Annotated in this window: 29 protein-coding genes; 15 read left to right on the top strand and 14 right to left on the bottom strand. The window is 65.2% G+C overall.

Annotation, left to right across the window (positions count from 1 at the left end; all coding sequences use genetic code 11):
- Positions 1-1113: a glycosyltransferase gene (locus tag BM348_RS09715; RefSeq protein WP_092905513.1), complete on the top strand. Its 1113-nt coding sequence runs from the start codon at positions 1-3 to the stop codon at positions 1111-1113.
- Between the two features lie 39 nt (positions 1114-1152).
- Here the strand turns inward: BM348_RS09715 and BM348_RS09710 are convergent, their stop codons facing one another.
- The 4 genes from BM348_RS09710 to BM348_RS09695 all read right to left on the bottom strand — a co-directional run bounded on the left by BM348_RS09710 (position 1153) and on the right by BM348_RS09695 (position 4493).
- Positions 1153-1881, bottom strand: coding sequence for a nucleoside phosphorylase (locus BM348_RS09710; RefSeq protein ID WP_092904405.1), 729 nt, complete (start codon positions 1879-1881; stop codon positions 1153-1155).
- Between the two features lie 383 nt (positions 1882-2264).
- Positions 2265-2567 (bottom strand): HalOD1 output domain-containing protein, encoded by a 303-nt coding sequence (locus tag BM348_RS09705; protein ID WP_092904403.1) that lies wholly within the window; start codon positions 2565-2567, stop codon positions 2265-2267.
- A 140-nt stretch (positions 2568-2707) separates the two neighbouring features.
- On the bottom strand, positions 2708-3589 hold the full coding sequence (locus BM348_RS09700) for a carbohydrate kinase family protein (protein WP_092904401.1): 882 nt from the start codon (positions 3587-3589) through the stop codon (positions 2708-2710).
- An 82-nt stretch (positions 3590-3671) separates the two neighbouring features.
- Entirely contained in the window at positions 3672-4493 is an 822-nt protein-coding gene (locus BM348_RS09695) for a DUF63 family protein (protein WP_092904399.1), read from the bottom strand.
- Positions 4494-4655: 162 nt separating this feature from the next.
- On the opposite strand from BM348_RS09695, the gene deoC reads away from it, so the two are divergent.
- Positions 4656-5336, top strand: a complete 681-nt coding sequence (deoC, locus tag BM348_RS09690; protein ID WP_092904397.1) for a deoxyribose-phosphate aldolase — start codon at positions 4656-4658, stop codon at positions 5334-5336.
- A 32-nt stretch (positions 5337-5368) separates the two neighbouring features.
- Here deoC and BM348_RS09685 read toward each other — a convergent pair whose 3' ends face one another.
- Positions 5369-6550, bottom strand: coding sequence for an NAD-binding protein (locus tag BM348_RS09685; protein ID WP_092904395.1), 1182 nt, complete (start codon positions 6548-6550; stop codon positions 5369-5371).
- 167 nt (positions 6551-6717) lie between these two features.
- On the opposite strand from BM348_RS09685, the gene BM348_RS09680 reads away from it, so the two are divergent.
- Positions 6718-6993 (top strand): ubiquitin-like small modifier protein 1, encoded by a 276-nt coding sequence (locus BM348_RS09680; protein ID WP_092904393.1) that lies wholly within the window; start codon positions 6718-6720, stop codon positions 6991-6993.
- 59 nt (positions 6994-7052) lie between these two features.
- Here the strand turns inward: BM348_RS09680 and BM348_RS09675 are convergent, their stop codons facing one another.
- Positions 7053-8012, bottom strand: coding sequence for a GNAT family N-acetyltransferase (locus tag BM348_RS09675; protein WP_092904391.1), 960 nt, complete (start codon positions 8010-8012; stop codon positions 7053-7055).
- A 145-nt stretch (positions 8013-8157) separates the two neighbouring features.
- On the opposite strand from BM348_RS09675, the gene BM348_RS09670 reads away from it, so the two are divergent.
- Positions 8158-8838: a hypothetical protein gene (locus tag BM348_RS09670; RefSeq protein WP_139231174.1), complete on the top strand. Its 681-nt coding sequence runs from the start codon at positions 8158-8160 to the stop codon at positions 8836-8838.
- A 50-nt stretch (positions 8839-8888) separates the two neighbouring features.
- Here BM348_RS09670 and gatD read toward each other — a convergent pair whose 3' ends face one another.
- Together gatD and BM348_RS09660 are read right to left on the bottom strand one after the other, a co-directional pair.
- Positions 8889-10139 (bottom strand): Glu-tRNA(Gln) amidotransferase subunit GatD, encoded by a 1251-nt coding sequence (gatD, locus tag BM348_RS09665; RefSeq protein WP_092904387.1) that lies wholly within the window; start codon positions 10137-10139, stop codon positions 8889-8891.
- Positions 10140-10194: 55 nt separating this feature from the next.
- Positions 10195-10392: a hypothetical protein gene (locus tag BM348_RS09660; protein WP_092904385.1), complete on the bottom strand. Its 198-nt coding sequence runs from the start codon at positions 10390-10392 to the stop codon at positions 10195-10197.
- 195 nt (positions 10393-10587) lie between these two features.
- Between BM348_RS09660 and BM348_RS09655 the strand changes: the two genes are divergently transcribed.
- Positions 10588-11247 carry a hypothetical protein gene (locus tag BM348_RS09655; RefSeq protein ID WP_092905511.1) on the top strand — a complete coding sequence of 220 codons (660 nt, stop codon included), beginning with the start codon at positions 10588-10590 and terminating at the stop codon, positions 11245-11247.
- Positions 11248-11386: 139 nt separating this feature from the next.
- On the opposite strand, the gene BM348_RS09650 is transcribed toward BM348_RS09655, so the two are convergent.
- Entirely contained in the window at positions 11387-12148 is a 762-nt protein-coding gene (locus tag BM348_RS09650) for an ArsR/SmtB family transcription factor (protein WP_092904383.1), read from the bottom strand.
- A gap of 113 nt (positions 12149-12261) precedes the next feature.
- Positions 12262-13293: an ABC transporter C-terminal domain-containing protein gene (locus tag BM348_RS09645; RefSeq protein ID WP_092904381.1), complete on the bottom strand. Its 1032-nt coding sequence runs from the start codon at positions 13291-13293 to the stop codon at positions 12262-12264.
- Positions 13294-13533: 240 nt separating this feature from the next.
- Between BM348_RS09645 and BM348_RS09640 the strand changes: the two genes are divergently transcribed.
- From BM348_RS09640 to BM348_RS09625, 4 genes are all read left to right on the top strand, one after another.
- Positions 13534-13917, top strand: a complete 384-nt coding sequence (locus BM348_RS09640) for a DUF5802 family protein (protein WP_092904379.1) — start codon at positions 13534-13536, stop codon at positions 13915-13917.
- 28 nt (positions 13918-13945) lie between these two features.
- Positions 13946-14887 (top strand): Vms1/Ankzf1 family peptidyl-tRNA hydrolase, encoded by a 942-nt coding sequence (locus BM348_RS09635; protein WP_092904377.1) that lies wholly within the window; start codon positions 13946-13948, stop codon positions 14885-14887.
- A gap of 79 nt (positions 14888-14966) precedes the next feature.
- A complete protein-coding gene (locus tag BM348_RS09630; protein WP_092904375.1) occupies positions 14967-15983 on the top strand; it encodes a DUF1611 domain-containing protein in 1017 nt (338 codons plus the stop codon).
- A complete protein-coding gene (locus tag BM348_RS09625; RefSeq protein WP_092904373.1) occupies positions 15980-17020 on the top strand; it encodes a dipeptide epimerase in 1041 nt (346 codons plus the stop codon). Before BM348_RS09630 ends, BM348_RS09625 begins: the two co-directional genes overlap by 4 nt.
- A 13-nt stretch (positions 17021-17033) precedes the next feature.
- Here BM348_RS09625 and BM348_RS09620 read toward each other — a convergent pair whose 3' ends face one another.
- Both BM348_RS09620 and BM348_RS09615 read right to left on the bottom strand, forming a co-directional pair.
- A complete protein-coding gene (locus BM348_RS09620) occupies positions 17034-18071 on the bottom strand; it encodes a hypothetical protein (RefSeq protein ID WP_092904371.1) in 1038 nt (345 codons plus the stop codon).
- A 129-nt stretch (positions 18072-18200) separates the two neighbouring features.
- Positions 18201-19256: a hypothetical protein gene (locus BM348_RS09615; RefSeq protein ID WP_092904368.1), complete on the bottom strand. Its 1056-nt coding sequence runs from the start codon at positions 19254-19256 to the stop codon at positions 18201-18203.
- A 144-nt stretch (positions 19257-19400) separates the two neighbouring features.
- Between BM348_RS09615 and BM348_RS21300 the strand changes: the two genes are divergently transcribed.
- A complete protein-coding gene (locus tag BM348_RS21300) occupies positions 19401-19634 on the top strand; it encodes a hypothetical protein (RefSeq protein WP_175507152.1) in 234 nt (77 codons plus the stop codon).
- Positions 19606-20049 carry an FxLYD domain-containing protein gene (locus BM348_RS09610; protein ID WP_394328092.1) on the top strand — a complete coding sequence of 148 codons (444 nt, stop codon included), beginning with the start codon at positions 19606-19608 and terminating at the stop codon, positions 20047-20049. The genes BM348_RS21300 and BM348_RS09610 overlap by 29 nt, the downstream gene beginning before the upstream one ends.
- A gap of 44 nt (positions 20050-20093) precedes the next feature.
- On the opposite strand, the gene BM348_RS09605 is transcribed toward BM348_RS09610, so the two are convergent.
- Positions 20094-20933 carry a PspA/IM30 family protein gene (locus tag BM348_RS09605; protein WP_092904364.1) on the bottom strand — a complete coding sequence of 280 codons (840 nt, stop codon included), beginning with the start codon at positions 20931-20933 and terminating at the stop codon, positions 20094-20096.
- 156 nt (positions 20934-21089) lie between these two features.
- The gene (locus BM348_RS09600; RefSeq protein WP_245779429.1) at positions 21090-22121 is read right to left on the bottom strand and encodes a winged helix-turn-helix domain-containing protein; all 1032 of its coding nucleotides are present in this window, start codon (positions 22119-22121) and stop codon (positions 21090-21092) included.
- A gap of 177 nt (positions 22122-22298) precedes the next feature.
- On the opposite strand from BM348_RS09600, the gene BM348_RS09595 reads away from it, so the two are divergent.
- The 4 genes from BM348_RS09595 (at position 22299) to BM348_RS09580 (ending at position 26387) form a co-directional block, all read left to right on the top strand.
- Positions 22299-23903, top strand: coding sequence for a M23 family metallopeptidase (locus BM348_RS09595; RefSeq protein ID WP_092904362.1), 1605 nt, complete (start codon positions 22299-22301; stop codon positions 23901-23903).
- A 150-nt stretch (positions 23904-24053) separates the two neighbouring features.
- Complete coding sequence (locus BM348_RS09590) at positions 24054-24956, top strand: alpha/beta fold hydrolase (protein ID WP_092904360.1); 903 nt, start codon at positions 24054-24056, stop codon at positions 24954-24956.
- Positions 24957-24992: 36 nt separating this feature from the next.
- Positions 24993-25616 (top strand): alpha/beta hydrolase, encoded by a 624-nt coding sequence (locus BM348_RS09585; RefSeq protein ID WP_092904358.1) that lies wholly within the window; start codon positions 24993-24995, stop codon positions 25614-25616.
- A 171-nt stretch (positions 25617-25787) separates the two neighbouring features.
- Positions 25788-26387 carry a CAP domain-containing protein gene (locus tag BM348_RS09580; protein ID WP_092904356.1) on the top strand — a complete coding sequence of 200 codons (600 nt, stop codon included), beginning with the start codon at positions 25788-25790 and terminating at the stop codon, positions 26385-26387.
- Positions 26388-26438 lie beyond the last annotated feature (51 nt).

Below are 26438 nucleotides of genomic sequence, written 5' to 3'. Positions count from 1 at the left end.
ATGACGCGAGCCGAACGCGTCGCGGCGTTTACCGACCTCTATCACCCGACGGTCAACGGCGTCACCTACACTGTCTCGCTCTGGCGGGACCGGTGGCCGCGCGTTCGAGACTCGATGGCGGTCGTCTTTCCGAAGATGGACGGCTACGACCCCGACGCCGGGGAGTACGCGGTCCCGAGCGTTCAGGCGCCGTTGTATCCGCGCTACCGACTTGGCGTGCCGCGGATTCCGAGCGGGCTCGAGCGTCCGGACGTCGTCCACGTCCACACCCCGTTTACGGTCGGCATCGCCGGCATTCGCTACGCGCGAAAGCACGAGATTCCCACCGTCGCCTCCTATCACACGCTGCTCGACGACCGGGCGGGCCAGCACGTACCGGACGCGCTCGTCGGCGGGCTGGAACAACTCACCCGCGCCTACGAGCGGTCCGTCTTCGAACTCGCCGACCGCGTCATCGCGCCGACCGCGTTCGCTCGACGGAACTTACTCGAGCGCGTCGCGGCGGACGTCGACGTGCGCATCGTTTCGAACGGGATCGACACCGAGTTCTTTCGACCGGTCGATCCGACGCCGTTTCGCACGGCGCACGGACTCGCGAGAATCGACGGACCGATGGTCGGGTACACGGGCCGCCACGGGTTCGAGAAGAACCTCGAGGAACTCGTCGACGGCGTCGCGGGAACTGATGTGACGGCCGTCGTCGCCGGTGACGGTCCCGCCCGCGAATCGCTCGAAGCGCACGCGGCGAGGACCGACGCGGACGTTCGCTTTCTCGGCTTTCTCGAGCGCGGGGAACTGCCGGCGTTTTACTCGGCGCTCGACGCGTTCGTCTTCCCGAGCCCCGTCGAGACGCAGGGACTCGTCGCGCTCGAGGCGACGGCGTGTGGAACGCCCGTCGTCGCCGTCGATGCGGGCGCGCTCACCGAGTCCGTGATCCAGGGCGAGACCGGATACCGGTACGAGGGCGGGGATCTGGAGGACTTTCGGGAGGCGCTCGAGCGAACGCTGGCCGAGCGCGACAGGCTGTCTGACCTCTGTCGCCGACGCCGGCCGATGCTCTCGGTCGAGCACTCCCTCGAGCAGTTGGCGGCGCGCTACGACGAACTACTGTGATCGAGAACGAGTCGAAAACAGAATCGCGATCGCTGGCGTTCAGAGGGTCGTCGCGGCCTCGAGCGAGAGATCGATCGCGCGACCGACGTTGTTCTTCGCCTTCTCGGGCAGTTCGTCGTCTTCGGTGTCGGTCCCCTTCTGGGTTCCCTCGACTAGGTTGCCGTCGACGGTGCAGATCGCGCCCGCGCGCAGTCCCTTCCGGCGGGCGAGCGAGAAGACCGCGGCGGCTTCCATCTCGACTGCGAGTAGGCCGGCGGCCTCCCAGTCGTCGACGGCCGCGTCGGTCTCGGCGTAGTAGGCGTCGTCGCTCGCGATGGGGCCGACGTGAACGTCCTCGTCGTTGGCTTCGGCGGAATCGACCAGCGCCGACAGCACGTCGTAATCTGGCACTGCGGGGTACTCGACGGCCTCGTACCGTTTGCTCGTCCCCTCGTTTTTCGCCGCGCCGGTCGCGACGATCATGTCGCCGATTTCGATGTCGGACTGGAGCGCGCCGGTCGTCCCGACGCGAACGAACGTCTCGACCCCGACGTTGGCAAGTTCCTCTATCGCGATCGCGGCCGACGGACAGCCGATTCCGGTCGAGCAGATGGTCAGCTCCCGTCCCTCGTAACTCGCGTTGACGACCTTGTACTCGCGGTTCTGTGCGATGGTCTCGGCGTCGTCGCAGTGGCTCGCGATTCGGTCGACGCGCCCCGGATCGCCGGGGATCAACGCGATGTCCGTCAGATCGCCCTCATCGACGAGTAAATGCGGTTGTGTCGCCATACCCACCGGTTCCGCGGGCGGCGAGAAAAACCTTCTCCAGTCCGTTCAGGTCGTCTCGAGGGGGCCAACGCCGAGACAGCGATCACCGATCACGACGATCGAGAGAGGGGTTATACCCATCGACAGTAACCATCGACGAAACGACCGAGACGAGCGATGAAAGTACAGAACGAGTAGAGACAGACGACTGCTCGAGCCCACCAGAGCGGCGCGTCGACCGGTTCGTAACGCATCGACCCGTCGGGACCGGTTCGGGGCATCCGACCGGTGCGGAACATTTGACTGGTGCGGGCGGATCGACCAGTGCGGCGGATCGGGCGATACAGACCCGTAACCGGTGCGACGTTCGACCGGTTCGGGACGCGTCGTCTGTGAGACCTCGGTCAACGAGTTGCGTAGACGTGGATCCGCTCCGGACGGACGACGACAGTTGCGTCGTCGGCCTCGAACCGGACCATTCCCGTCGACCGCTCGGTGCCACCAAGGGTGCTCTCGAAGAGATCGTCGAGCGCGTCGGGGTCGATGTACTGGTAGAGTTGGGTGCTGCCAGCGGTCACGTCTTCGCCGTGAAACGACGCGAGCGCCGTTGCGACGGCGACGCTCGGCGGTTCGTCGTCGCGTCTATCGTATTGGACGTGCGTGCGATTGTCGCCAGGTGCAGCCGCCCAGGGGATACCTTTCATCATGTCTCTCAGTCACTGAATCGTGACTTCCTGGTCGAAGGACCAACGCCACCGGGTATATAGCTACCGTCAGACGACACTAATTGAGAACGGACAGGACGCTGGGTCCGAACCTTTCACGACCGGTCATATATCCGTGTCGGTCACCCTCGAGACTCGAGAAAGGTCTCGACGGCGTCGATCGTCGGCGCGCTCTGTGACCCGGTTTGACTCGCGGTGAGCGCGCCGCAGGCGTTCGCGTACGCGAGTGCCGTTTCGGGGTCGCCCGTTCGACGGTGCGCGGCGATAAAGCCCGCGGCGAAGGCGTCGCCCGCGCCGCTCGTATCGACCGAGTCGACCTCGAACCCGTCGTGGACGAACGAGCCGTCCGGCGTGTGGACTTCGCCGCCGTCTCGTCCGAGTTTGGCGACGACCGTTCCCTCGGTGAACGCCGCGACGGGGTCGTCGCCGTCGACCATCGTCTCGAGCTCCCGACCGTTCGCGAAGATTATGTCGGCCAGCGCGAGCGTGTCGGCGTACTCGCGGTCGCCGAGTCGGCGGCCCGGATCGAAGCTCACGGTCGCCCCCGCTCGGGCCGCCAGCCGCGCGATTTCGGCGGCCGTCTCGGGTCGCTGACTCGTCAAATGGACGTGCTCCGCCGCGCGAATCGGTTCCGGATCGACGTCTTCGGGCCCGATCGCCTCGTTGACGCCGTCGTTGCCGAGCACCGAAACCGCCCCCGAGTCGGTGACGAGGAGGTACTTCACCGAGGTCGCGGCGTCCTCGACGACCCGAAGCCCCTCGAGCGCAATGTCAGCCCGCTCGAGTTCGCGCCGGACCATGTGACCGTGCTCGTCGTCGCCGACGCTCCCGACGATTCCCGCCTCGACATCGAGTCTCGAGAGCGCAGTGGCGACGTTGGCGGCGCTCCCGCCGCCGGACTGGTGTCGGGATCGGATCGCCGCCTCACCGTCTGGTTCCGGGAACCGATCGACGCGGAGGGTCACGTCCCAGTTGACGTGACCGGCGATGAGCACCGTGACCATTCACGACTCGGAACACGGCACCGCGGGAGAAAAACGGTTGCGTTCAGGAATCGGCGTGGAGCCGCGTTCGGCGTTCAGGAGATCACGCGATCGTAAAGAGCAATACGTTGTGGACGCCGGGGCCGAGTCCCACGGCGGCGATAAAGGCGAGCAGGAGCCGCGCCTGCCGCGGTGCGTCGCGAACGTACTCTCTGAACAGGCCGACGACGGCCAGCGCGAGCGCGACCTTGACGGCGACGAACAGCCAGCTCGCGCCGATATACTCGGCGGTCGGCAGCGCCTCGCCGGCGGCGAGGATCAGTCGCGAGGCGGGGACGTTCTCGCTCGCCTCGAGCACGCTGTAGCCGACGGCGGTCGAAACGCCGTCGAGCGCGTGGCCGAAGACGACGAGGACTCCCGTCGTGCCCACCAGTGTGGCGGTTTCGCTCGCCCACCGCCGCGTGCCGAGCCAGGCGGCCGCGGTGAGGGCTGCGGCGAGGACGACCGAAAGGGCGGGCCAGAACGCCTCGAGCGTCCCGGTTTCGCGGCCGGTCTCGAGCGCGTATCCCGCGGCGGCAACGAAGCAGCCGGCACCGACGACGCCGAGGACGACCTCGGCGGACAGTTCGGGCCTCGCCCGCTCGAGTGCGCGACCGGCGACCCAGACGAGTCCCGCGACCGTCGCCGTCGTCACGTAGACGACCGGCGCGCCGAAAAGCGGCGCGATCGCGTCGGGGATGGCGGCGACCTGATAGAGGACGTACAGCGTCGACCCGAGCATCATCCAGGGCGTGAACGAAAGCACCGTCAGATCGGTTACCGGCGGGGCGGTCACCCACACCAGCGCGAGAGCGACGGCGAAAGCGCACAGAAGCGGCACCAGAAGTTCCAGCGGCGGGACGGCGAATCCCTCTGGGAGCACCATATACGGCAACTGGTACGTGCCAGCGACTAACCGCTTCCGATCCGCGGACAGCGCCCTCGAGGTCGTGCCGCGAGCGCGGGTCGAGAGGGAGTCGTTCGGCCGAGACTGGCGGCCGCGGACGGAACCGGGCGTATTTTTCAGCCTCCGACCGTTCGTCGTGGTATGGACCGGCACGAACTCGCACCCCTGATCGACCACACCGTTCTCGGCCCCGAAACGACGCCGGCGGACATCGAGGCCGTCCTCGACGACGCCGCGGCCTACGGGATGAACGCCTGTATCCCGCCGTACTACCTCGAGGAGGCGACGGCGTACGCACCCGACGTGACGCTCGCCACGGTGATCGGCTTCCCACACGGGCAGAACGATCACGACACGAAGCGCCGGGAGGGCGTGCTCGCCTGGAAGGCCGGCGCGGACGAACTCGACGTCGTGATCAACGTCGGTCGACTGCAGGCGGGCCAGCTCGAAGCCGTCGCCGCGGAACTCGAGGAACTCGTCGCGGCCGTGCCGATCCCGGTGAAGGTGATCATCGAAACGGCGCTGTTGACCGACGAGCAAAAGCGCGACGCCTGTCGGGCGGCCGTCGACGCGGACGCGGCGATGGTCAAAACCTCGACCGGGTTCGCGGAGAGCGTTGTTTCGGAGAAACAACGTGCGAACGGTGAAACCGTGAGCGGCGGCGCGACCGTCGAAGACGTCGAACTCATGAGCGAGTTCCTCCCCGTCAAAGCCAGCGGCGGCGTCGGGAGCTACGACGACGCGATTCGCATGCTCGAGGCCGGCGCCGAGCGAATCGGGGCCTCGAGTGGCGTCGAGATCCTCGAGGGCGCTCCCGAGTAGCGGTCGTGATAACGGCCGCGAACGTGTCCCGACTACTCCTCGTCGACGAGCCGGTCGATCAAGGCCGACTCGTCGTCGCCGAGCGCAGATCGGACGAGCAGGTGGCCGCCGAGGACGGCCGGGCTGATGACCGTGTCCGCCCCCGCGCGCTCGAGTTTCGGGATGTTCTCGCGATCGGTCGCGGCGGAGACGATCGGCGTGTCGGGCGCGAGTTGGCGGGCCGTCAGGATCGCCAGCGCGTCGTCGGCGTCCGTGTCCGTCGCGACGAGGATCGCTCGAGCGCCGTCGATGTTCGCCCGCTCGAGCGGTTCCTCGTCGCTGGGATTGGCGACGACGACCGGGACTTCGCGCTCTGTAAGCCACTCGGCCGCGCGTTCGTCGTCCGTGACGACGGCGAACGATTCGCCGCTGGTCGTCAGTTCGTCGACGATCGGTTCCGTCAGTTCGCCGTAGCCGAGCACGAGGACGTGTCGGTCGATGAGTTCGATCTGTGAGTCGGTCATGATTCCCAGGGTTCTCGAGATGCGGGCCTGAATCGCGGGGCCGACGAGGGCACCGATCGCGATACCGAAGCTAGCGACACCGAGGACGACGACTGACATCGTAAACAGGATCGCCTCCTGGGTCTGCGGCCCGATGTCGCCGTAGCCGACGGTGCTCGAGGTGATGAGCGTGAAGTAGAAGGCGTCGAGAAGGGTGTCGATACCGTCGAAGCTCTCTCGCAGGGTGTAAGAGCCGAACGTGCCGTAGGCTTGGACGCCGACGAGCGCCGCCCCAGCGGCTAGCTGGGTCGTCGTCAGCGAGAGTCGCTTGTCGAATCGGTCGCGGCTGGCGAGCAGGAACGGAATCGCGAGCACGGAGAGAACGACGAGCGGGTAGGAGTATTCGCTGACCTGCAACAGCCCCTGAATCGCCGTCACCGGGAGCAAGATCAGCGTCGCGTACCAACCGACGCGCAGGCCCCGGCGCAACGCGAGGGCGCTTCCGACCATCAGGAAGCCGGTCAGCGCGCCGGTGAAACCGACCGTTTCCTGAACGGCGAGGGGGACTACCCCTTCGAGGAGACCCCTCGAGACGGTCTCCTGGCTGATCTGGATGACGCCGGTGACCACCGACAGCAACGCGACGAGCAGGGCCAGTGTGACGGCTACCCGCGTCGTCACCAGCCACTTCCAGTCGTCCGGAAGCCACTCGAGGCGCTGCTCGTCGGCCATACGGCTGAGTCGGAGACGCGGTCAAATAAGCGTCTTCGTTCGATGCGCTCGAGTAATGGGCCGACAGGTTGCCGAGGGGGACGCGGTCGGTACGCTGCCGAGAGTGGCTCAACTGAGACGCTGCTGAGAGCGGTAGCTACTTGCCCGCGGCGCTGATACGGCCCCACATGAACTGGAAGTTGTTCGCCGACCTCGCCGAACTGGCGGGCGACAAACACGTCTCCGTCGACGTCGACGGAGACGCGACGGTCGAAGACGCACTCGAGGCGCTGCTCGCCGACCGGCCGGCGCTCGAAGAGCGGGTGCTCGAGGACGGTGAGTTGCGCACGCAGATCAACGTCCTCCGCAACGGAACGAACGTCCAGACGCGAGAGGAGGGCCTCGAGACGGAACTCGAGGCGGGCGACGAACTGGCGCTGTTCCCGCCGGTCAGCGGCGGGTAGGCGAGTTCCGTTCTACGGCGGTCGTAGAGTGAACGCGATCCGTACTGGTAGTGGAAAGATCACGCGCCGGTGAGATCGATCCCCAGAACGAAATCCGGCTCGTCCGCGACATCGACGCCCGCGTAGGAGGCGTCGCTGACGTATTCGACGGTTTCGGGGATCAGCACGCGCGTCTCGTCGGCTCCGATCGACGCGGCGTCTCGAGCGATGGCCGCGAACAGCGACCGCGCCGCGTCGACATCCGCCCAGGCTCCGACGCCGTACTCGGCGAGGGTCGTCTCCCCGCCGTCGGCGGGTCGTTCCATGGTTCGCGTTCGATAGGCGATCGCGCGGACAGCGCCGCGCTCGGGCGTCGCCAGGCCAGCGGCGGGTCCGTCGCCCTCGACCGCGAACAGCGCCGTCTCGTCGGCGAACCGCGAGAAGTCCTCGCGCGTGAGTTCCCTGAGCGCCCAGCTCTGCTCGAGCGCCATCCCGAGCCCGCGGAGGTAATCGCGGGCGTCGCTTTCGTGCCAGAAGCGCCACGCGTCGGCGGGATCGCTCGAAACCGACAGCGGCCCGGACGCGTCCGGATCGGGCTCGGGAGTGGCGAAGCGAAACTCCGTGATCGGCTCGAAGCCGCTCTTTCGGGCCGCCCCGAGCGACGGGGAGTTCCACGAGAAGACCATCACGCGACCGAGCGTCGCGCCCTGCCGGCGAGCCCACTCGAAGGACGCCTCGTTGAGCCGCTGGCTGACGCCCCGACGCTGGTGAGCGGGGTTGACGCGCATGCCCTGGAACCAGGCTTCCTCGGGCGAGAGCATGACCCCCTGAACGATGCCGGCCACGTCGCCCTCGAGTTCGGCGAGAAACGTCTTCTTTCCCGTCTCGTCGTCGTCCTCGAGCCAGTCGTGGTAGACGTCGGGGATGTAGTCACCGCCGCGATCCGCCCAGATCTGACCGGTGAACGCGGCCACGTCCTCGTAATCGTCGTGAGTCGCGCGGCGGATTTCCACGGTGTCGGCGTCTGAGCCTGTTGTCATCGTCGATCGAACGCTAGGCAATTGGCTGGAGCGATATGAAAGCGCTTCGCACGACGCAGAGCGACCCGGAAGGCAGAGCCGATCACCGGTCGTGCGAGAGGGATCTATCAGAAGATACATTCAGTACCGTTCACATGTTCAGCCAATGCCCTCCCGATTCCAGTATGCCGTCCTGTTGATGGTCGTCGGTTCCCTCCTTATCGTCGTCCCGATTCTCCACGGCCCGATCACCACCGAGCCGTCCTACGAATACGGAGTCGAGGAGACGACCGCTGGGGACCAACCTTGGGAAGTCGCCTATCAGGCACCGAACGTCACGCGATGTGTCACGCACTTTTCGGCCCGAGGATGTCTGCTCGAGCAGGTGGTCGCCGCCGAGGAGCCGGAAACGTATATGAACGAGTTCGATGGAGAGGTTGACGCGGGTACTCGAGAGAGCGACACGATCTACATGCTAGGTGTAGACGAGTTCGTGCGGCCAATAGCGACCCACGACGGCAACGGCACGGTAACGCTCACGCACGAGCCGGTAACGGAGGCGGAAGTTATCGAGGCGGGCGTCGTGGACGAGGACCAGTTCGACCACTCGGAGGCTGCCATCGAATCGATCGAATCGGGGCATGTCACGACCGACGAGCCGATCGAAATCTGGGAAGACAATCGCATCGTCGAATACGAGGGCTCGTACTACCAGATGGTCACCATGTCACACCAGCAGCCGACGGAAACGACCTACATGGCAATGACACGCTTTGTGATAGTCATGCTCGGGTTCTGGATGCTTCTGTACGGACGAAAGGTACAGCTACGCGAGCCGAGTCCCTGACACAGGCCGTCGGACAGATCTATACCCCTTAGAATCGGTGATGCGGCTCGCTACTCCCAGGGGACAGAGCGCTCCTGAATCTCGCCCGCGAGCGACGTGCCCATCGCTTCGTCGACGTCCTCGCTGTTCTCGAGCGCCCACATCAACTTGACCTTCGCGGTGCCCGGCAGGGTATCCTCGCCCTCGAGGACGCCCGCCTCGAGCAGGTCGCGGCCGGTGTCGTAGACGCGGTCACAGACTCGGCCCTCGAGACACTGGCTGGTCATGACGACCGTCGTGCCGTCCTCGATCAGCTCCTCGATTTTCGGGATGAGGTCGGTGTGAACGTGTCCGAGACCGGTTCCTTCGACGATCAACCCCGCAGAGCCCTCGGCGATCTCGAGGAACGCGGGATCCATGCCGGGCGTGAACTTCACGAGTTCCACGTCGGTCTCGAGGTCGGGCGATAGCTCGAGGTCGACGGCGTCGCGTTCCCGGTGCGCTCGGCGGAAGGTTACGTCCTCGCTCTCGTAGTCGACGGTGCCGAGCGGTTCCGCGCCGACGGTTTCGAACGCGTCTCTGCGCGAGGTGTGGTTCTTGCGGACGCGAGTGCCGCGGTGGAGTGCGCAGGTCGTGTCCGAATCGCTCGCGTGCATGCAGACGAGCACCTCCGCGCAGTCGCTCTTGGCTGCCTCGACGGCCGAAACCGCGTTCATCACGTTGTCCGAGGACGGCCGGTCGGCCGAGCGCTGGCTGCCCGTAAAGACGATCGGGACGGGCGTCTCGAGCATGAACGCGAGCGCCGAGGCGGAGTACTGCATCGTGTCGGTGCCGTGCATGACGACGACGCCGTCGGCTCCGGCCTCGATCTCCTCGTAAACTGCGCTCGCGAGGTCCTGCCAGATCGTCGGTTCCATGTTCTCCGAGAGGATGTTCGCGACGACGCGCCCGCGATAGTTGGCCCGGCCGGCCAGATCCGGCACCGCCCGGAGGACGTCCTCGGCGTCGAACTGGGCCGTCACCGCGCCCGTCCGGTAGTCGACCGTCGAGGCGATGGTGCCGCCCGTCGAGATGAGCGAGATCGTCGGCAGGTCGTCGTCGAACTCGACCGTCGAGGCCTCGCCCTCGTCGCCGTCCTGTGCGCCGTCGATCTCGTAGACGTCCTCTGCGAGAACGTCGATCTCGGATCCCTCGCGGTCGATTCCGACGTTGTACCCGCCCTCGAGTTTCACGACGAGGTCGTCGTCGGTGCTCGAGGGGAGCAACACGCCTTCGTACGTTCGGTCGTCGGAATCGACGCGGACGCGATCGCCTGGATTCATGCCCGGTGGTTGCGGGCGAGCGGACTTGAAGCCACGCTTTCGAGCGCGGCGTCGGTCAGCCAAACACGCCGAGGAGGAAGAGTCCGAGTCCGAGTACCAGGAGAATGCCGACGATGAGGGTAGTGAGAAATCGCAGCGAGGAAAGCGATTCCCGCGGGGCGTCGAGGTGCGGATAGACGTATCGGGCGGCGAACTCGAACGCGAGCCCGCCCGCGAGTGCGAGGATGCCGAGACCGATCAGATCCGCGTCCATCGAGCGAGTACACCACGCGGAGCGGCAAAAAAGCGCGCCAGCGAGAATCGCGTCGTCAGCGGGGACGATGCGGTCGATTTTCCGGAAGCGCTCGATCGACTCGCCGCCCCTGATCGGCCGACGGCGGCCGAGGAGAGACGGGGAGTGGCCCCGTGTAGGGAAAGGCCCATGGTGTCGGCCGGCCTGTACTCGCACATGAGCGACCGCTCGGACGAGGTGACGACGAGCCGAAACCCGAAGTCCACCGACGAACTCTTAGAGGAGACCGACGACCTGCTTTCGGGGTCTGCCGGTTCGTCGGACTCGAGCGCTCGCGCCGACGACCGATCGACGCGATCCGACGGGATCGAATCCAGCGACGCGCTCGCGGACGAGGGTGCCGAATCCGGCTCGCGCTGGTCGTCGTTCGGCTCCGGCGACGCCGGTTCGGAGTCCGAGTCGGACTCCGAATCGAGCGGCTCCCGGCTCTCGTCGGTGCGGTCGCTGTTCTCGCTGTCGCGGCTGTCGCCGACCAGTTTCTTCTCGCCGAAGGCGTATCTCGCACTCGTGGCGGTCATCGGCGCCGGAATGATCGCCGGCAGCGCCGTCCTCCCGTTCGCCGGGCGGATGATCGGCATGTTCGCCGCGGCGTTTCTCGTCGGACTAGCCGCGTCGAAACGCAGGTACCTCGAGATGGGCGCGGCGGGCGCCTCCGTCGGAATCGTCGCGGCGACGTTCAACTTCGCGATCCTTGTCTCGCTTGGCTTTCCGCAGGGCGTTCTCGCGGTCGGAACCACGACGGGAGCGCTCGCTTGCCTCGTCGGCTACTACTTCGGGCGCGATCTGAAAAGCGGCCTCTCGAAGGACATCGAGTGAGCGGGTGTCGACGGAGTTTGATCGGTGGGGACGGATCGGCGATGAACGGATATGCGGTGGACGGATCTGCAGAGATCGAACTAAGGGAGATGAGAGACGAGACACGTCGTAGCCGCTGGTATCGGAGAACGCGCCGCCATTAGCTGTCGGTCGAAAGCTCCCAGCCCCGCTCGGTCCGCCGGACGACGCCCTCGTTGGCCATGTTCTCGAGTAGGTCGGCGACGATTTCCGGGTGGGCGTCGATATCCGCAGCGAGTTCGGTAACCGATTTGGGGTCTCCGCGAACGCTCGCGAGTAGGTCGGCGTAGATCCGGCTTTCTGGCCCGGTGCCGACGACCGCCGACACCTGATCGAGCGTCTCACAGAGCTGGCCCTGAACCCAGCGCTGGGCCAGCGAGAGTTCGTTCTCGAGGGTTTCGAGGCGCTCGAGCGTTCCGAGCAGCTCCTCGAGTTCGTCGCCTGCTTCCGGAGTGGCGTCGCCCGACTCGGCGGGGGCGTCAGCCGTTTCCGAGGTGCCGTCGTCCGTCTCGGAGGTAGCGGCTGTCTCGGCGGTAGCGTCACCCGCTTCTGTGGCAACGTCGACCGAGAGGTGACGGCAGGCGGTGATATCGACGCTGTTGTTCGCCGGGTACGCGCTCTTGCTGGCGAAGCCGTACGGCGAGACGTTTACCTCGAGGCGGACGTTTCTGGCGATGTGGAAGTACTTCCGCCGTTGATCGTCGACTCGGCTCTCGACCAGTCCGGCCTCGTCTAACTTCCGGAGGTGTTCGATGACCGCCTTTGGACTCACTCCGAGGTACTCCGAGATCTCGGTGACGTAACACGGTTTGCGGGCCAGCAGTCGGAGGATGCGTCTCCGATTTTCGTTCCCCAGCAAATCAAGCAACGCGGCGGAGTCCATCGAGCGAGCCTAGACGGCCACCGCTGAAAAGCGTGTCTGCTTCGGCGACGGACGCCGGTCCGGGCGGACCGGGACTAGCAAAACGAATCGGTGCGATTCCCGGATCGAACAGGCTACTCGAGTTCGCTGCTCGGATAATCGACGACCACCGTTTCGTTGGTCGTCCAATTGAGCCGACTCTCTTCGCCGGTCTCGTTCCCAGCGGGTAGTGTACCGTCAGTTACGTTCAACGTCCCGTCGCCCAAATCCGTCGCGTTCATCGAATCGCTGATAACGCCAGTCGTGTCGGTCGCGTTCATCGTTATATTGGATGGGGTCACCGATACGTTGGTCCCATCGGTCGCATTTGTCGATCCACCGGTCACAGCAGTCGCGTTTACCGCACTATCGGCGAGCGACGTCTCGTTTTCGGCCACGCTGAGAACGGTCGACTCGTTGGTGACGTTATCCGGATCGATGTCACCGATATCGGGCGTCGATTCGTTCACCTGCTCTTTGAGGTTCTCGGGGACGGGATCGGAGAAATCGACTCCAATCAGACCGTCCGCAGCCGCTGTGATATCGGGCGTCCGAAGGGACGTTACACTCGAGCGAAGGTCCTCGAGTACAGGTAAATCGAGGTCGATATCCATCGTGCGCTGTTCGGCGATCGCGACCGATTCCTCGAGCGAGGAGATCTGGGCGGCCAACCGCGTCATCCTAGCGTCGTAAACGACCGGGTGCAGTTCGTCCTCGTTCGATTGCAGACGGTCTCTCTCGGCCTCGAGTTCCGCGACTCGGTCCTCGAGCGTGTCGACACGCTGCGTGACGATCGCCTCGCGTGCGTCGCCGTCGGCGTTCTCGTAACTCGCGTTGAAGATGCCGATGTCGACCGCCGTCTCCGTCTCGACGGCAGTCGATTGCATGAACGTAGAGACGTTGGTGCCCGGCGAGTCGCCGTTCTCGGCCGCCTGGGTGTCGGCCTGAGCCGCGTTCCCGTCCGTGGAGGGGGCCGGGTGGTCGCCGGTTCCACCGTCGATCCCGGCGTCGAAGGCGTTCGTTGGACCGTCGAACGGATCGGCGAACCCCGCGGTCGCGAGCGGTGCGATCGCGAGACCGACGACTGCGATCAGCACCACGATGAGGATGCCGCGGGAACCACTCATTAGGTACCCTTCCGGACGACCTCCGTAAAAAAGGACGCCTTCGTTCTCACCTTTTATCCGAATGTATGCGTCTCGTAGATCCGGTTTGAGCGTTCAAAAACCGCTTTGGGCGGGTCGTTCTGTCCACGCCGGTGGTGAAGCCGATTCGGGCCGTTCTATCCGTCTGGCAACTCGAAAAGCGCTCGGCATAAATGTACCTGCAGAATAGTTATCACTCTTCGGTTCTTGGTACCAAGTGTCATGTTTGAGGTGTTCTCGCGGAGCTACTATCTCGGACGACTGTACGTGACGCCGACGGACGACGAGCACGCGTCCATGCAAACCGACCAGCACGAGCGGATTAACGACGCGGTGTATACATCTGGGGAAGGGATCGAACGACTCGACGCACCGCTCGTGATGAAACTCGAGTCGGGGCACTTTCCGGTCCACGGCGACGACGGCGTACCGGAAAACACGCTCGCGGTCCCCGAATCCGTCCTCGAGCGAACGCAGATCACGAACCCGCCGTCCCTGAAGGAGGTGTTCCTCGCCCGCCGCGAGCGCGCCCAGCAGTTGCTCGAGTTCGCTGGCGCGTGGCCGCCCGCTGGGCCAGAAGACGAGTACCCCGACGCCGGAACCTAAAAGTGGCCCCGGTTCGCGCTTTTTCTCGATGATCGACCAGTTGCTCGGTCGCGCGTCGCTGAAAGACCGAATCGACGAACTCGAGGACGAAGCCGAGCGACTTCGCGAGCGCTACGAGGCCGAATCCGAGCGGAAAGCTGCCGCCGTGACCGCGAAACAGGAGGCCGAAGAGCGCCAGAACCGACTCGAGGACCGCATCGCGCAGTTAGAGGGCGAACTCGAGCGCGTGGACGGGACAGGGGACGACGGCGGGGTCGAGTTCCGCCGCAAAGAGCGACTTCGCGGCGCGCGACTCGAGGAGGTTCTCGACCGCCTCACGTCCGTTCGGACCGGTCCGGAGGGCGCGTGTACGGTATTTCTCGACCCACAGCGCGAGGAAGAGACGCGAAGCGACGGAGAGCGCGACCGGGTGCTTTCCGAGACGCTGGGCGAACGAGCGTCGCTCGTCCGAACCGGCGATCCCTGTCTCGTCTGCGTCGACGACGCCGGACTCGTTTCGGTGCGCCTCAAGCCGCCCGTCCGCCCGGAACGTGACCTCGAGGCGACCTGGAGCGATCGGTTCGAACTCGATCGCGAGTGGTTCCTCCCGACCGGGACCTACGCGCTCGCGCTGGTCCGTGCGGATCTGTTTGCGGTCGGCGTCTACGAGGACGGCGAGCGAGTCGACTACAAAGGGTTCGAGAGCGACGTGAAAGGGAGTCACTCGAAAGGCGGCTTCTCCCAGGCCCGGTTCGAACGCATCCGCGACGACCAGATCGACGACCACCTCGAGCGCTGTCACCGGGCGCTCGCCGAGTTCGACATTGAACCGCTCTACCTCGTCGGCCAGCGCGGCGTCCTCGAAACGCTCGCCGAGGAGGGGGAGTTCGAACCGCGAGCCAGCGCCGCCGTCGACGCGACCGGCGACCCAAAACCCGCACTCGAGGACGCCCACCGGTCGTTCTGGACGACCGAACTGGGCGTGCTTTGAACCGTCACCTCGTCTCGCTTCAACCGCCCCTCTCACCGGGAACTCCACCGTTAAGTGGCCGTCTGGCTATACTCTCCGTATGCGTATCGCGATTCTGGCCCACGAGAAGTTCCCCGACCGCGCCAAAACCGCGCTCGGAATCCTTCGGTACAGCGACGACGAGGTCATCGCGGTCCTCGACCGCGACGACGCGGGGACTCGAGTCGCCGATTTCGTTCGCGACGTACAGGACGCGCCGATCGTCTCGCGGATGAGCGACGTCGACGGACCCGTCGACGCGCTGGTTATCGGTATCGCCCCCATCGGCGGCGGGTTCGACGAGAGCTGGCGCGAAGACGTTCGAACCGCGCTCGAGCGTGGTTGCGACGTGATATCGGGACTGCACTACTTCCTCGCCGACGACGCGGAATTCGCCGCGCTCGCGGCCGAGAACGACTGCGAACTGTGGGACGTTCGAAAGCCACCGACCGATCTAACGGTCAGCGAGGGGATTGCGGCCGACGTGGACGCCGACGTGATCCTGACGGTCGGGACCGACTGCTCGGTCGGCAAGATGACGGTTTCGATGGAACTGGCCCGCGCGGCCCGCGAGGCGGGACACGACGCCGCGGTGATCCCGACCGGACAGACCGGAATCATGATCGAAGGCTGGGGGAATCCGATCGACCGCGTCGTCAGCGACTTCGCCGCCGGTGCCGTCGAGGAGATGATCGTCGAGAAGGGCGACGAGCATGACTACCTCTTCGTCGAGGGACAGGGGTCGATCGTCCACCCGGCCTACTCCGCGGTGACCTGTGGCATCCTCCACGGCGCGATGGCCGACCGACTCGTGCTCTGTCACGACGCCGGAAGGGAAGCAATCCACGGCTACGAGTCGTTCATCCTCCCGTCGATTCCGACCTACGTCGATCTCTACGAAGACCTCGCGTCGCCGGTTCGCGAGACGACGGTCGCCGCAGGTGCGCTCAACACCGCGAGGATCGACGACGAAGCGACCGCCCGCCGCGAACTCGAGGCCTACGAAGGCGAACTCGGCGTGCCCGCGTCGGACGTCGTCCGGTTCGGCGCGGAGCCGATCCTCGAGGCGATCCTATGAGCGAATTTACGACCGAAATCGAGCGCCGGACGCTCGCGCTCGAGCGGCCCTTCTCGATCGCCCGCGGGACCACCACCGATACCGAGGTCGTCTTCGTTCGAATCGAGGACGACGAGGGGGTCGGCGGCGTCGGCGGCGCGGCCCCGACCAGACACTACGGCGAGACGGCGGCGACCGTCGAGGCGGTGTTGCCGGATCTCCTCGACATCGTCGAGGAGGTCGGCGATGTCCACCAGCTAGAGCGGATCGAGCGCCGAATGCGCGCGTCCATCCGACGGAATCCTGCGGCGCGAACCGCGGTGAGCATCGCGCTACACGACCTCGCGACCAAACGCCTCGAGATTCCGCTCTACCGGTACTGGGGACTCGACCCGACGGAGACCCTCGAGAGCTCCTACACCATCGGTATCGACGACACCCAGACGATGCGCGAGAAGACCGAGGCGGCCAGAGAGCGCGGGTTCGGCACGCTCAAAGTCAAACTCGGCACCGACAGGGACGAGGAGATCGTTCGCTCGGTTCGCGAGGCGGCCCCGAACGCGCGACTGTTCGTCGACGCCAACGAGGGGTGGACGCCCAAAGAGGCCGTCGAGCGGATCGATCTGCTCGCGCCGTACGGCCTCGAGTTCGTCGAACAGCCGGTTCCGGCTGAGAACCCCGAGGGCCTGAAGTACGTGTACGAACGTTCGAGACTCCCGATCGCCGCCGACGAGTCCTGTCTGGTCAGCGCGGACGTCCCGAAGATCGCCGACCGCTGTGACATCGTGAACCTGAAACTCGCCAAGTGCGGCGGACTCTGCGAGGCGATCCGACTCATCCACGCCGCTCGAGCGCACGGGCTCGAAGTAATGGCCGGCTGTATGACGGAGTCGAACGCCTCCATCGCACCGGCTGCCCACTTCGCGCCGTTGCTCGACTACGCCGACCTCGACGGCTCGCTCTTACTCGCCGAGGACCCCTACGACGGCGTCCCGATGCCCGGTGGAAAAATCGATTTAGCGGGGCTCGAGCGGCCGGGGACGGGCGCAGTTAGGTGAACAAAATTTCAGGTTACTCCCAGTCGATGTCCTCGCCGCGTCCGGACTCCCGGAGGATGAACGGGCCGATGGCGAGCGTACGTTTGGCCATCGTCGCGATCCGGAGGATGTAGGCGATCAACACCAAGAACGGGGTGACGGCGATCGTCGTCGCCGCGGTGACGATCCACACGAGGACGTCGATACCGAGAATGGTTCCGCTAGCCGTGCCCGCGTCGAAAAAGAGTAACATGGAGGTGGTGACCAGCAGCGCCGGCACCGCGACGTACATCATCGCCCGCGAAAGGTTGATGAGCTCCCACTGAAAGTAAAGCGTCTTGAAGTGCTCGCGAGCGATGCCGAACAGCTTCAGCGACTCGAGTAACTCGTCGTAAGCGTCGCTCGCGTCGTCGGTGAACGAATCGGCGTGCGTTTGTTTGATCCGGCGTGCGCGGAAGATCTTCCACGAGTAGTTGTAATCGAGTGCAGATTTCACGACGCTGTACGTCCCGAACTGCGCGTCCTCGAGATCGTCCCGGATGGAATCGGCGTGCGTCGTCAGGTTGTCGACGAAGTTTTCGACCCGCTCGACGAGTTCCTCGTCGCGGCTGTCCGAAACGGCGTCGCGAAACTCCTCGGCACGCTTCGAGGAGGCCGTCACGATCGCCTGAAGGAACGACGACGGCTCGGGCGGACTCACCGGCGAATCGATCGACGACTCGACGTTCTTTCGAAACTCCATCGATCCCTCGAGCCGTTCGCGCTGGTCTGCGACGGCCCCGAGCTCCTGGGAGAGGACCAGCGAGTTGATCGAGACGACGAGCGTGACGCCGGTGATCAAAGCGGTAACGAGCGCCTGAAACAGCGTCTCGACGGGGTCAGACGCCTCGATGAGCGTCCTGAGTGAAACGGGATTGAGTTGATTCACGACGAGCAGTCCGACAAAGACGAACAGCATGAGACTGGCGGTGACGAGCCATCGGTTCGCGTTCAACAGGAGCGTGTGTTTCCACGTCGAGTCGACGCTTCGCTCGGCCATGGTGTCGCTCGGCTGCGAACTGTCGTCGCTCATCGGTGTACTCCAGTAGTCGAGGACGGCGTGGAAATAGCTATTGATCGGACTAGCCTCCGTCGATTGGAACGTTCGTCCGACGACGAGATACGACGGTCGTCGAACCCAGGGGTCCGCCCGCGCCGTCTGTCACCGATCACGCTCGTCGGACTGTACCTCGAGCGGTCTGTCGTCGGGATCTTTCTGGGGCAACATTGGCCCGACCGACGCCGTCCGCCGCGTGACGGTCGCGGTTCGGAGAATGTACGAGACCAAAAGCGCGAGCGGCGAGACGACGACGGCGATGAGCGCGCTGACGAGAAGCGGGAGGGACCGAACTGCGACGCTCGCACCGCCGATATCCGCGTAGAGCAAGCCGATAGTTATCGCGGCGAGGATCGCGGGAACGCCGGAGTAGATCGTCAGTTGCGAAAACCGGGTCAACTCCCGCTGGAGGTAAGTCGTCTTGAAGTGTTCCTGTGCGACGTCGAACAGTCGGAGCGTTTCGGTCAAGTCGTCGAACGCACCCCGTTGCTCATCCGAGAGATCAAGCGCGTACTGGCCCCGCAGATATCTCGCGGCGTACACCTGCCGATCGTTGTCGTACTCGATCAGCGCGGAAACGGCGTTGAACGTTCCGAACGAAGTTCTCTCGAGCGTCTCGTCGAGCCGTTCGGCGCTCGTCTGGACGCTCGCAACGTACCGATCCACTCGGTCCTCGAGCGCGGCATCGCCGTGCCCGTCGATCGCCGTTTCGAGATCGGCGGCGCGATGATGGACCGCTTCGACGAGCACCTCGAGGATCCGCGTCGGCGCTGCCGGACTCGCCGGAACGTCCGTTCGATCCTCGAGATCGTGTCGAAACTCCGTGACACCCTCGAGTTCCGCGCGGACCTCTCCCGCGGTCGCGAACTCCTGTGAGAGGATCAGTTGGTTGATCGAGACGACGAGCGTGACGAGCGAGAACGTCCCGGCGATCAGCCCGCTCGCGACCCTCGTGACAGAACCCTCGTTGACGAACGAAACGACCCCGAGTTCGTTCAGCGTGAAAAACAGGACGAACGTCGCGAGCGTGAGCGAGATCGTGATGAACAGCCGATCCCCCTCGATCAGCACCCACTCGCGAACCCGCGTCGAGAGATCCGTTCGATCGCCAGTATCGCCTCTGGAGGACTCGAGCGGATCGTCTCGATCGGAAGACCCCATGCGACGAACGGTCACCCCCGGCGACAATAATGGTCGGCGTTGCAAACCGTGACAGCGCCGTTTGGGTCGCCAGTTCAACCGAGTACGCGACTCGTTCAGGCCCTACACTCAAATGGATCCGTCGCGTGCGTGGGAGTATGATCGATGACGGTCGCCGAGTTCGCCGGATTCGAGGAGTGTCCGAGCGTCGGAGCGCTCGAGCCGATCGGTGGTCGCGAGGGCCTCTCGCCTTTCGATGGAGCAGAACTGAAGATGCGAGACAACGAGGACAGTTCAGGGGTCGAGGTCGAGCGTACTGATGTCCACGGAACGGATACGTCGGCGGAAACTCCTCGCGACGATCGGCGGGGTGACCACCGCGAGCCTCGCCGGTTGTAACGGCGTCGACGTCGGAACCGAACCCGAGTACGAAGACGGTGAGGTCGGCGACATCGACGGCGAGGCGCGAACGAACGCGGAGATGGCGACCGCCCAGAGCGCTGCGGAGGGACAACGCGCCAGCGGCGTGACGCCGGTCGACTCGCTCGAGATGGTCGATCACGAGTTCGTCTTCGAGAGCGGCTATCTCGGCTCGACTGTCCAGGGAACCGTCGAAAACGAGGGGACAAACAGGATCGAACTCGTCGAAGTCCGGGTCCGGGTCTACGACGAAACCGGGAGCCAACTCGATCAGTACTTCGATTCGACCGGCGACCTCGCCGGTGGAACCTCGTGGGCGTTCCAGGTCATCCTCCTCGAGTCGCCCGCGGACATCGCAGACTACGATATCGCCGTCCTCGGAACGCCAGCGTAGGGCAGGCGATTCGAGACGGAATCTCGAGGCAACAAAGTCCGCTCTCAGTTCTCCTCGTCCTGTAGCTCCGCGAGTTCGGACTCGACTTCCTCGTCGGAAACGTTCGCGTCGGAAACGTCCGTGTCGAGATCCTCGAGTTCGTCCTCGTCGGCTGCCGTCTCGGGAACCGGTTCGGATTCGGACTCGTCGGCGCCGACGTCGGATTTGAGCGTCTCGAGTTCGGCCTCGACGCCGCTGTCGGTCGAGAGCTCCTCGAGTTCGCGGTCGATGTTGTCCTTATCGGAGAGCACGTCGTCGAAGGCACCCGACTCGTGGAGTTCGTCCATGGCGGCAGAGCGCGCTTCCATGTCCTCGGTCTGTTCTTCGGCGCGTTCGATCGCGCGGCCGACGTCCTCGAACTCCTCGCCAGTTGCCGTCATCGCCTCCGAGACCGTCGAGCTCGCTTCGGCGGCCTCGTAGCGCGCTTTCATGGTCTCCTTTTTGGTTCGGAACTCCTCGATCCGGCTCTGGAGTTCGTCTTTCTGCTCGATGAGCCGGTCCTGCTGGCTCTGGAGCTCGGAGACCTGTCGCTCCAGATCCTCGATCTGGTTCATCTTCGTCTTTTTCTTCTCGAGGGCGCGTCGAGCAAGGTCTTCGCGGTCCTGCTCGACCGCGGTTCGGGCCTGCTCGTTGTGCTTATCGACGTTGTCCTCGAGCCGGCGTTTTTGCATCTCGAGGCGCTTTTTCTGCGTGGTGAGATCGGCGATGCCGCGTTTGACGTCCTGAAGCTGGTCGCGCATCTGCTCGTAGGAGTAATCGAGCGTCTGCGTCGGGTCCTCGGTCCGGTTGAGCACCGAGTTGATCTTCGACCGGATGACGTACGAGGTCCGAGAGAGGATGCCCATACTCCCTAGCTATCGCTCGTCACCCTTAAAAACATCACTTCGATAACAGTCCGAGACAACTCCGGGCGGTTCGAGCCGGTTATCGCCGCTCGAGAGCCGGTCCCCGCCCCCAAACGTCTCGAGCGACGACTGCGGATCGACCGCTTCGAGCGACGGCTACGGATCGATCGCCAGCGAGCGAACCGCGAACTCGTCGTCGACCGCTATCGTCGCCGTCCGCACGATTCCGTCCTCGTCCTCGAGTTCGATCTCGAGGGCGAGTCGCGCCGGGTCTCGAGACTCGGCGCGCACGGTCGGCGTCGGCTGCTCCCAGTCGTGCCGGTCGGGCTCGAGGCCGGCGTCGGCGAGCGGACCCGCGACGCGACCGTCGGCGAGCAGCGCCCCGAGCGGATCCACGCCGACGAGAAACGTACAGTCGTCGCAGACGATTTCGACCCAGTGATCGTCCACTTTGGCGGCGGCCCAGTCGCCGTCGGCGTCCCCGTCGTCGCCCTCGCCCCGGAGGGCCTCGAGGCGGAGGTCGACGGACGTCGTCCCGGCGCAGAACGGACACTGACCGGCCCGCGCCAGGCCGATGTCGCGTCTGGCACGGCGGGTGACCGCGTCGGCGATCGCGTCGGCGTCCCGTCCCTCGAGGCCGTTCTTCGGAAACGGGTAAGTGAAGCCGGTCCACTCGCAGGCCGCGCAATCGACGGTCGCGAACCCACGATCGTACCGCACCACCGGCGCTTGGTCGCAACGGGGACACGCCGAATCGATCGCGGCGGGCCCGTACTCGAGGTGCTCGGTCGGGCGGTGTGCGAGGACGGTCCGGTACAGCGCCGTCACGCTCGCCGTCGGGACGTAGCCGTCCTCGAGTTTCCTGACGTAGACCCCCCGAAGCTTGTCGAGGTGGTAGTTGAACTGTCCGCTGTCGCGCAGTCCGACCGCCGCCATCAACTCGGCGTAGGACTTCGGCTCCGTGTAGACGGCGTGCCAGTCCTCGAGCAGCGCCAGCAGGATGTCGAGGCGGATCTCATGTCCGAGCAGCGAGAACGCCTCCCGAACCCTGTCTCGATCGTCCCCGTTCGCGCCTTCTTCGTTCCGGTTTACGTCCCCGTCGTCCCCGTTTGCGCTCCCGTCGTCTCTCCCCATGAGTGCTCGTTCGCCCGAGGCCGCAATGATCGTTCTGGACTCGAGGATGGTCATTGACCGCTCGAGCCGGACTGGCGAAAACCGAAAGAGGGCGGGCGATCGCTCGAGCGGAGCCGACGAACACCCGACCGGGCCGGCGAATGCTCGAGCGGAGCCGGCAGACGTGTCAAGACGCAGTATGAAACGCAGTTCACAAAGCCGTTACGTTCCTTCCGATCCATCGTCGAACTGATGACCGAGGATTCGACCGCGAAGTCTGCGACCGCGCCACTCGCCGCGCGGCTTCGACAGCGGCTTCGATCGTTCGAACCGCTGTACCTGGCGTTTCTGGGATTGCTCGCGATCCCGAGTTACGTCTTCGACTCGCTTGCTGTTCTGGAAATCTTCGAGATCTTCTATCTCGCCTTCCTCTGGCCGTTCGTCGCGCCGCTGCTCGAGGCCGTGTTGCAACGGGGGACCGATGCGGACGAGGCCACCGAGCCGACCGACTGGATCGACATGGGCCACTGGAGCGAGTACGCCGTCTGGCTGCTTTCGATTCCGTTGACGTTTCTCAACCCCTTCGTCCTGGCCCAAGACTTCCGACAGTGGCTCGGCACCCTCCTCGCGCTCGCGCGCCACCGCGGCTCCGTTCCCGAGGCCGGAGACGACGACCGACAGGTCTCCTACCGGCTCCCCTTCGACGGCGCGTGGACGGTCGTCAACGGTAGCCACAGCCGGGACTACTCCCACTCGTGGTTTCCGCTCAATCAGCGCTACGCCTACGACTTCGTTATCACCGACGCGGAGGGACGCACCCGCCCCGACGGCGCGGCCGCGAGCGTCGGAAACTACTACTGCTACGACGAACCGGTTCTCGCGCCCGCCGACGGGGTCGTGATCGACACCTTCGACGGCGACCTCGAGCCATCCCGCGCCGGCGGGTTCTCCCACCCGTTCAAGCGAGACATCCGCGGGAACTACGTCGTGGTCCAGCACGCGCCCGACGAGTACAGCTGTCTGGCCCATCTCGTTCCCGGGAGCGTGACGGTCGAACCCGGCGAGCGAGTCGAGCGCGGCCAGCGGGTCGGCCGCTGTGGCCACTCCGGGAACTCCTCGGAACCTCACCTCCACTTTCAACTGCAGGATCAGCCGAATTTCGCGCTCGCGACGAGTCGGCCGATCGCCTTCGACGACGTCGCCCTCGAGTGGCCCGGTGCCGAGGCGCCGATCACCGAACCGCACCTCGGCGCGGACGGGAACGACGCCGGTGCGCGCGACGTCGCGCTCCCCGGGGATTTGGCGGACGGAACCTACCGCGCTCGAGCCTTCCTCACCGCCGGTCAGCGCGTGGCCCACGTCGGCCACGACGCCGACGCGGATCGAACCGGCAGCCACGGGATCGGTGAGCGACGCAGCGACCACGCCGTGAAGGCGGGAGCGAGTCGCCGTCGTCCGGCGAGCGTCGCACTCGGACGGGTCGGCTTCGGGGCGTGCGTCGGCGGTGTGGCGACGATCGTCGCGTCGATTTTCGTCTCCCCGCTGACCGTCGCCGGACTCCTCGGCGTCGCCGCTGCGGCCGCTCCGCTCGCGGGAATCGCAGACCGGTCCGCGCACGACGCCGACGCGAGACTCGAGCATCGACTCGAAACGGGTGGAACCGCCGTCGGCGTCGCCGCGGTTGGCGCGGTCGTGGCGTGGTACGGCCTGGCCGATCCGGCGGTCGGTTTCGGCCCGCGAGCCCTCGGTGCGTCGGCCTTCCTGCTCGGGTTCCTCGCCGACGCCGCCGCCGGCGAGTACGATAGGCGACGGTTGCGTGAGTCGTTCCACGACGTCGTTTCCCCCACGGCCGCCTGATTCGATCTGTACCGCCTCTCGAGTCGACCCATCCGTGTCACCGACGGCGCTGGGTCCTCCCAGACACCGTTCAGGGACACTCTGCCGCCGGCAACACGACAGGGTAGCGACACCGATTACTGGACCCGACGACGAGTCCAAACCGAACCGATGATCGACGCACCTGTGCCGGACGGCTGGATCGAAGACGACCTCACGGCCGAGGACGTACGACTGCACTACTACCGAAGCGGCGGTGAGGGACGACCGCTGGTCGTTTCCCACGGCATCACGGCCGACGGGCGTTCGCGGCTTCCGCTGTTCGAGCCGCTCGCGGCGGAGTACGACGTGATCGCCTACGATGCTCGCGGGCACGGGCGTTCTTCGGCCCCCGAAACAGGCTACAACTACGACGAGTTGGCTGGCGACCTCCTCGGCGTCGTCGATACCCTCGAGATCTCGGACGAATCACCCATCCTGTACGGCCACTCGATGGGCGGAACGACCGTCGCTGTCGCGGCGGCCAAACGGCCGGAGCTTCCCGGTGGCGTCGTCCTCGAGGACCCCGAACTGCTACTCGGGCTGGCCGACCGCCAGGACGGAGACGAGCACGACGAAACCGATTCTGACGAAACCGGCCCCGGCGAACCCATCGAAGAGCCGGAGGGCGAGTCGAACGACGACCTCCTCGGACCCATCGTCACGCGCATTCGCGACGAGCTAGACCCCGACTCCCTCCTCGAGACCGACCCCGAGTTGCGGGCGCTGGTCAAAGACGACCGCGGCGACCTCGCGAGACTGCTCGCGGACGCGTACGCGAACGTCGATCCGGCCGTCGGCGGCGTGTTCGAAGCCGACCGTCGCGACCCGGCCGAGGTGTTCGCCGACATCGACGCGCCGACCCTGATTCTGAAGGCAGACGCCGACGACGCTGCTCGCCAGCACCATCGCGAGGCGGCGGAACATCTCTCCGACGGGAAACTCGTCCACGTCGAGGGCGCGGGTCACTGCGTGTTTCGGGATCGACCCGATCGAGCGCTCGAGACGCTGCGGGCGTTCCTCGAGAACCGATGACGGGATTTTGATTAGCCATCGGACCGATCGACCGGTATGAGCGACGTGCTGATCCCCGGCGGTCGCGACGTTCGCGGAACGCTCGAGGAGCCCGCGTTCAGCGACCAAGCGGGCGAACGCGCCCCGAACGCGGTCGTCGTCGCCTGCCCGCCCCACCCCCAACAGGGCGGCTCCCGGAGCGACCAGCGCCTCCGCGCGGTGAGCGACGCGCTGCTCGAGGCCGGGATCGCCTGTCTGCGCTTCGATTACGGTCCCTGGGACGAGGGATACGGCGAGCGCGAAGACGTGCGAAACGCCGTCCGCTGGGCGGACGAACGATACGAGCGAGTCGGCGTCTTCGGCTACAGCTTCGGGGCGACGCTGGCGCTGATCACGGCCTCCGAGGCCGAATGCGACGGCGTCTCGGTTCTCGCTCCGACCGCACAACTTTCGGATACTCGTGATGCACTCAAGGGACTCGAGAAAGCCCAACTACCCGTTCAGGTGCTGTACGGTGAGCGAGATACCACCGTCGACTGGGAACCGGTCGTCGAGCGCGCGAACGAGCGCGGCGATGAGGCAGTCGGGCTGTCCGGCGATCACTTCTTTCTCGGGAAACACGACGAAATCGCGAGCGAGGTCGGGGAGTTCTTCGAGCGAGTACTCCTGCAATCGACCTAGCCGATCGCTGTTCGACCTCGCGGCAGGTCGCCGTCTCGAGCAGCCGTTCGAAACCGCACAGAAACGACGACTCGAATGTCAGGTCCGATACTGTTCATCAAACATAGTGATTGTCTTTTTATAATTTTCATCCGCTATTATTATTACAATCAATACCGAGTTACGATGTGAATGAAGCGACTCACAAGATCGGTAGCTATCACGGCAGTCACGGCGATGCTCGTTCTGGGTCTGATCGGTACCGCGGCCGCAGTACCCGCCTCGAGTACGGCCACGAACGACACGGGAGAAGTCGATAGCAGCGAAAGCGGTGATATCAACATAACTGCCGTCGAGCAGTACGTCCACGAGGCGGTGAACGAGGAACGCACTGCAGACGGCGCAGACGAACTCGAGTTCGACAGCGAACTCCGAAACGTCGCACAGGAACACAGCGAAGACATGGCCGATCGCGGCTACTTCTCCCACGTTGACCCGGATGGAAACGCGTTCACTGACAGGTACGCGGATGCGGGATACGAATGCAGCGTGAACGGGTACACCGGCGGCGAGAACATCGCACAGACGTGGTACGACACGCCGGTCAATACGGGCGACGGGACCATCGTACACTACGAAGACGAGCGAGAACTCGGCTACGGTATCGCCGAACAATGGATGAATTCACCGGGTCACAAGGAGAACCTCCTCGCCGACCACTGGGAGAATCAGGGAATCGGCATTCACGTCACTGATACCGATCAGGTGTTCGCCACGCAGAACTTCTGCTGAACGGACGTTCTCGAGCCCGTTTCGTCCTCCCGTTCCGGTACCGGGTTCGAA

It is taken from the genome of Halostagnicola kamekurae, from assembly GCF_900116205.1.
Taxonomy (GTDB): domain Archaea; phylum Halobacteriota; class Halobacteria; order Halobacteriales; family Natrialbaceae; genus Halostagnicola; species Halostagnicola kamekurae.
Note: the sequence above shows the minus strand (reverse complement) of the source record. Positions and strands in the feature narration are given on the sequence as shown.

Coding starts and splice junctions, on each gene's coding strand:
- BM348_RS09585 (WP_092904358.1), top strand. CDS start 24,993: ATGAGCGACGTGCTGATCCCCGGCGGTCGCGACGTTCGCGGAACGCTC.
- BM348_RS09675 (WP_092904391.1), bottom strand. CDS start 8,012: ATGACAACAGGCTCAGACGCCGACACCGTGGAAATCCGCCGCGCGACT.
- BM348_RS09615 (WP_092904368.1), bottom strand. CDS start 19,256: ATGGGGTCTTCCGATCGAGACGATCCGCTCGAGTCCTCCAGAGGCGAT.
- BM348_RS09640 (WP_092904379.1), top strand. CDS start 13,534: ATGTTTGAGGTGTTCTCGCGGAGCTACTATCTCGGACGACTGTACGTG.
- BM348_RS09680 (WP_092904393.1), top strand. CDS start 6,718: ATGAACTGGAAGTTGTTCGCCGACCTCGCCGAACTGGCGGGCGACAAA.
- BM348_RS09710 (WP_092904405.1), bottom strand. CDS start 1,881: ATGGCGACACAACCGCATTTACTCGTCGATGAGGGCGATCTGACGGAC.
- BM348_RS09655 (WP_092905511.1), top strand. CDS start 10,588: ATGAGCGACCGCTCGGACGAGGTGACGACGAGCCGAAACCCGAAGTCC.
- BM348_RS09595 (WP_092904362.1), top strand. CDS start 22,299: ATGACCGAGGATTCGACCGCGAAGTCTGCGACCGCGCCACTCGCCGCG.
- BM348_RS09605 (WP_092904364.1), bottom strand. CDS start 20,933: ATGGGCATCCTCTCTCGGACCTCGTACGTCATCCGGTCGAAGATCAAC.
- gatD (WP_092904387.1), bottom strand. CDS start 10,139: ATGAATCCAGGCGATCGCGTCCGCGTCGATTCCGACGACCGAACGTAC.
- BM348_RS09685 (WP_092904395.1), bottom strand. CDS start 6,550: ATGGCCGACGAGCAGCGCCTCGAGTGGCTTCCGGACGACTGGAAGTGG.
- BM348_RS09700 (WP_092904401.1), bottom strand. CDS start 3,589: ATGGTCACGGTGCTCATCGCCGGTCACGTCAACTGGGACGTGACCCTC.
- BM348_RS09590 (WP_092904360.1), top strand. CDS start 24,054: ATGATCGACGCACCTGTGCCGGACGGCTGGATCGAAGACGACCTCACG.
- BM348_RS09705 (WP_092904403.1), bottom strand. CDS start 2,567: ATGATGAAAGGTATCCCCTGGGCGGCTGCACCTGGCGACAATCGCACG.
- BM348_RS09600 (WP_245779429.1), bottom strand. CDS start 22,121: ATGACCATCCTCGAGTCCAGAACGATCATTGCGGCCTCGGGCGAACGA.
- BM348_RS09695 (WP_092904399.1), bottom strand. CDS start 4,493: ATGGTGCTCCCAGAGGGATTCGCCGTCCCGCCGCTGGAACTTCTGGTG.
- BM348_RS09670 (WP_139231174.1), top strand. CDS start 8,158: ATGCCCTCCCGATTCCAGTATGCCGTCCTGTTGATGGTCGTCGGTTCC.
- BM348_RS09650 (WP_092904383.1), bottom strand. CDS start 12,148: ATGGACTCCGCCGCGTTGCTTGATTTGCTGGGGAACGAAAATCGGAGA.
- BM348_RS09630 (WP_092904375.1), top strand. CDS start 14,967: ATGCGTATCGCGATTCTGGCCCACGAGAAGTTCCCCGACCGCGCCAAA.
- BM348_RS09620 (WP_092904371.1), bottom strand. CDS start 18,071: ATGAGCGACGACAGTTCGCAGCCGAGCGACACCATGGCCGAGCGAAGC.
- BM348_RS09635 (WP_092904377.1), top strand. CDS start 13,946: ATGATCGACCAGTTGCTCGGTCGCGCGTCGCTGAAAGACCGAATCGAC.
- BM348_RS09645 (WP_092904381.1), bottom strand. CDS start 13,293: ATGAGTGGTTCCCGCGGCATCCTCATCGTGGTGCTGATCGCAGTCGTC.
- BM348_RS09660 (WP_092904385.1), bottom strand. CDS start 10,392: ATGGACGCGGATCTGATCGGTCTCGGCATCCTCGCACTCGCGGGCGGG.
- deoC (WP_092904397.1), top strand. CDS start 4,656: ATGGACCGGCACGAACTCGCACCCCTGATCGACCACACCGTTCTCGGC.
- BM348_RS21300 (WP_175507152.1), top strand. CDS start 19,401: ATGACGGTCGCCGAGTTCGCCGGATTCGAGGAGTGTCCGAGCGTCGGA.
- BM348_RS09715 (WP_092905513.1), top strand. CDS start 1: ATGACGCGAGCCGAACGCGTCGCGGCGTTTACCGACCTCTATCACCCG.
- BM348_RS09625 (WP_092904373.1), top strand. CDS start 15,980: ATGAGCGAATTTACGACCGAAATCGAGCGCCGGACGCTCGCGCTCGAG.
- BM348_RS09580 (WP_092904356.1), top strand. CDS start 25,788: ATGAAGCGACTCACAAGATCGGTAGCTATCACGGCAGTCACGGCGATG.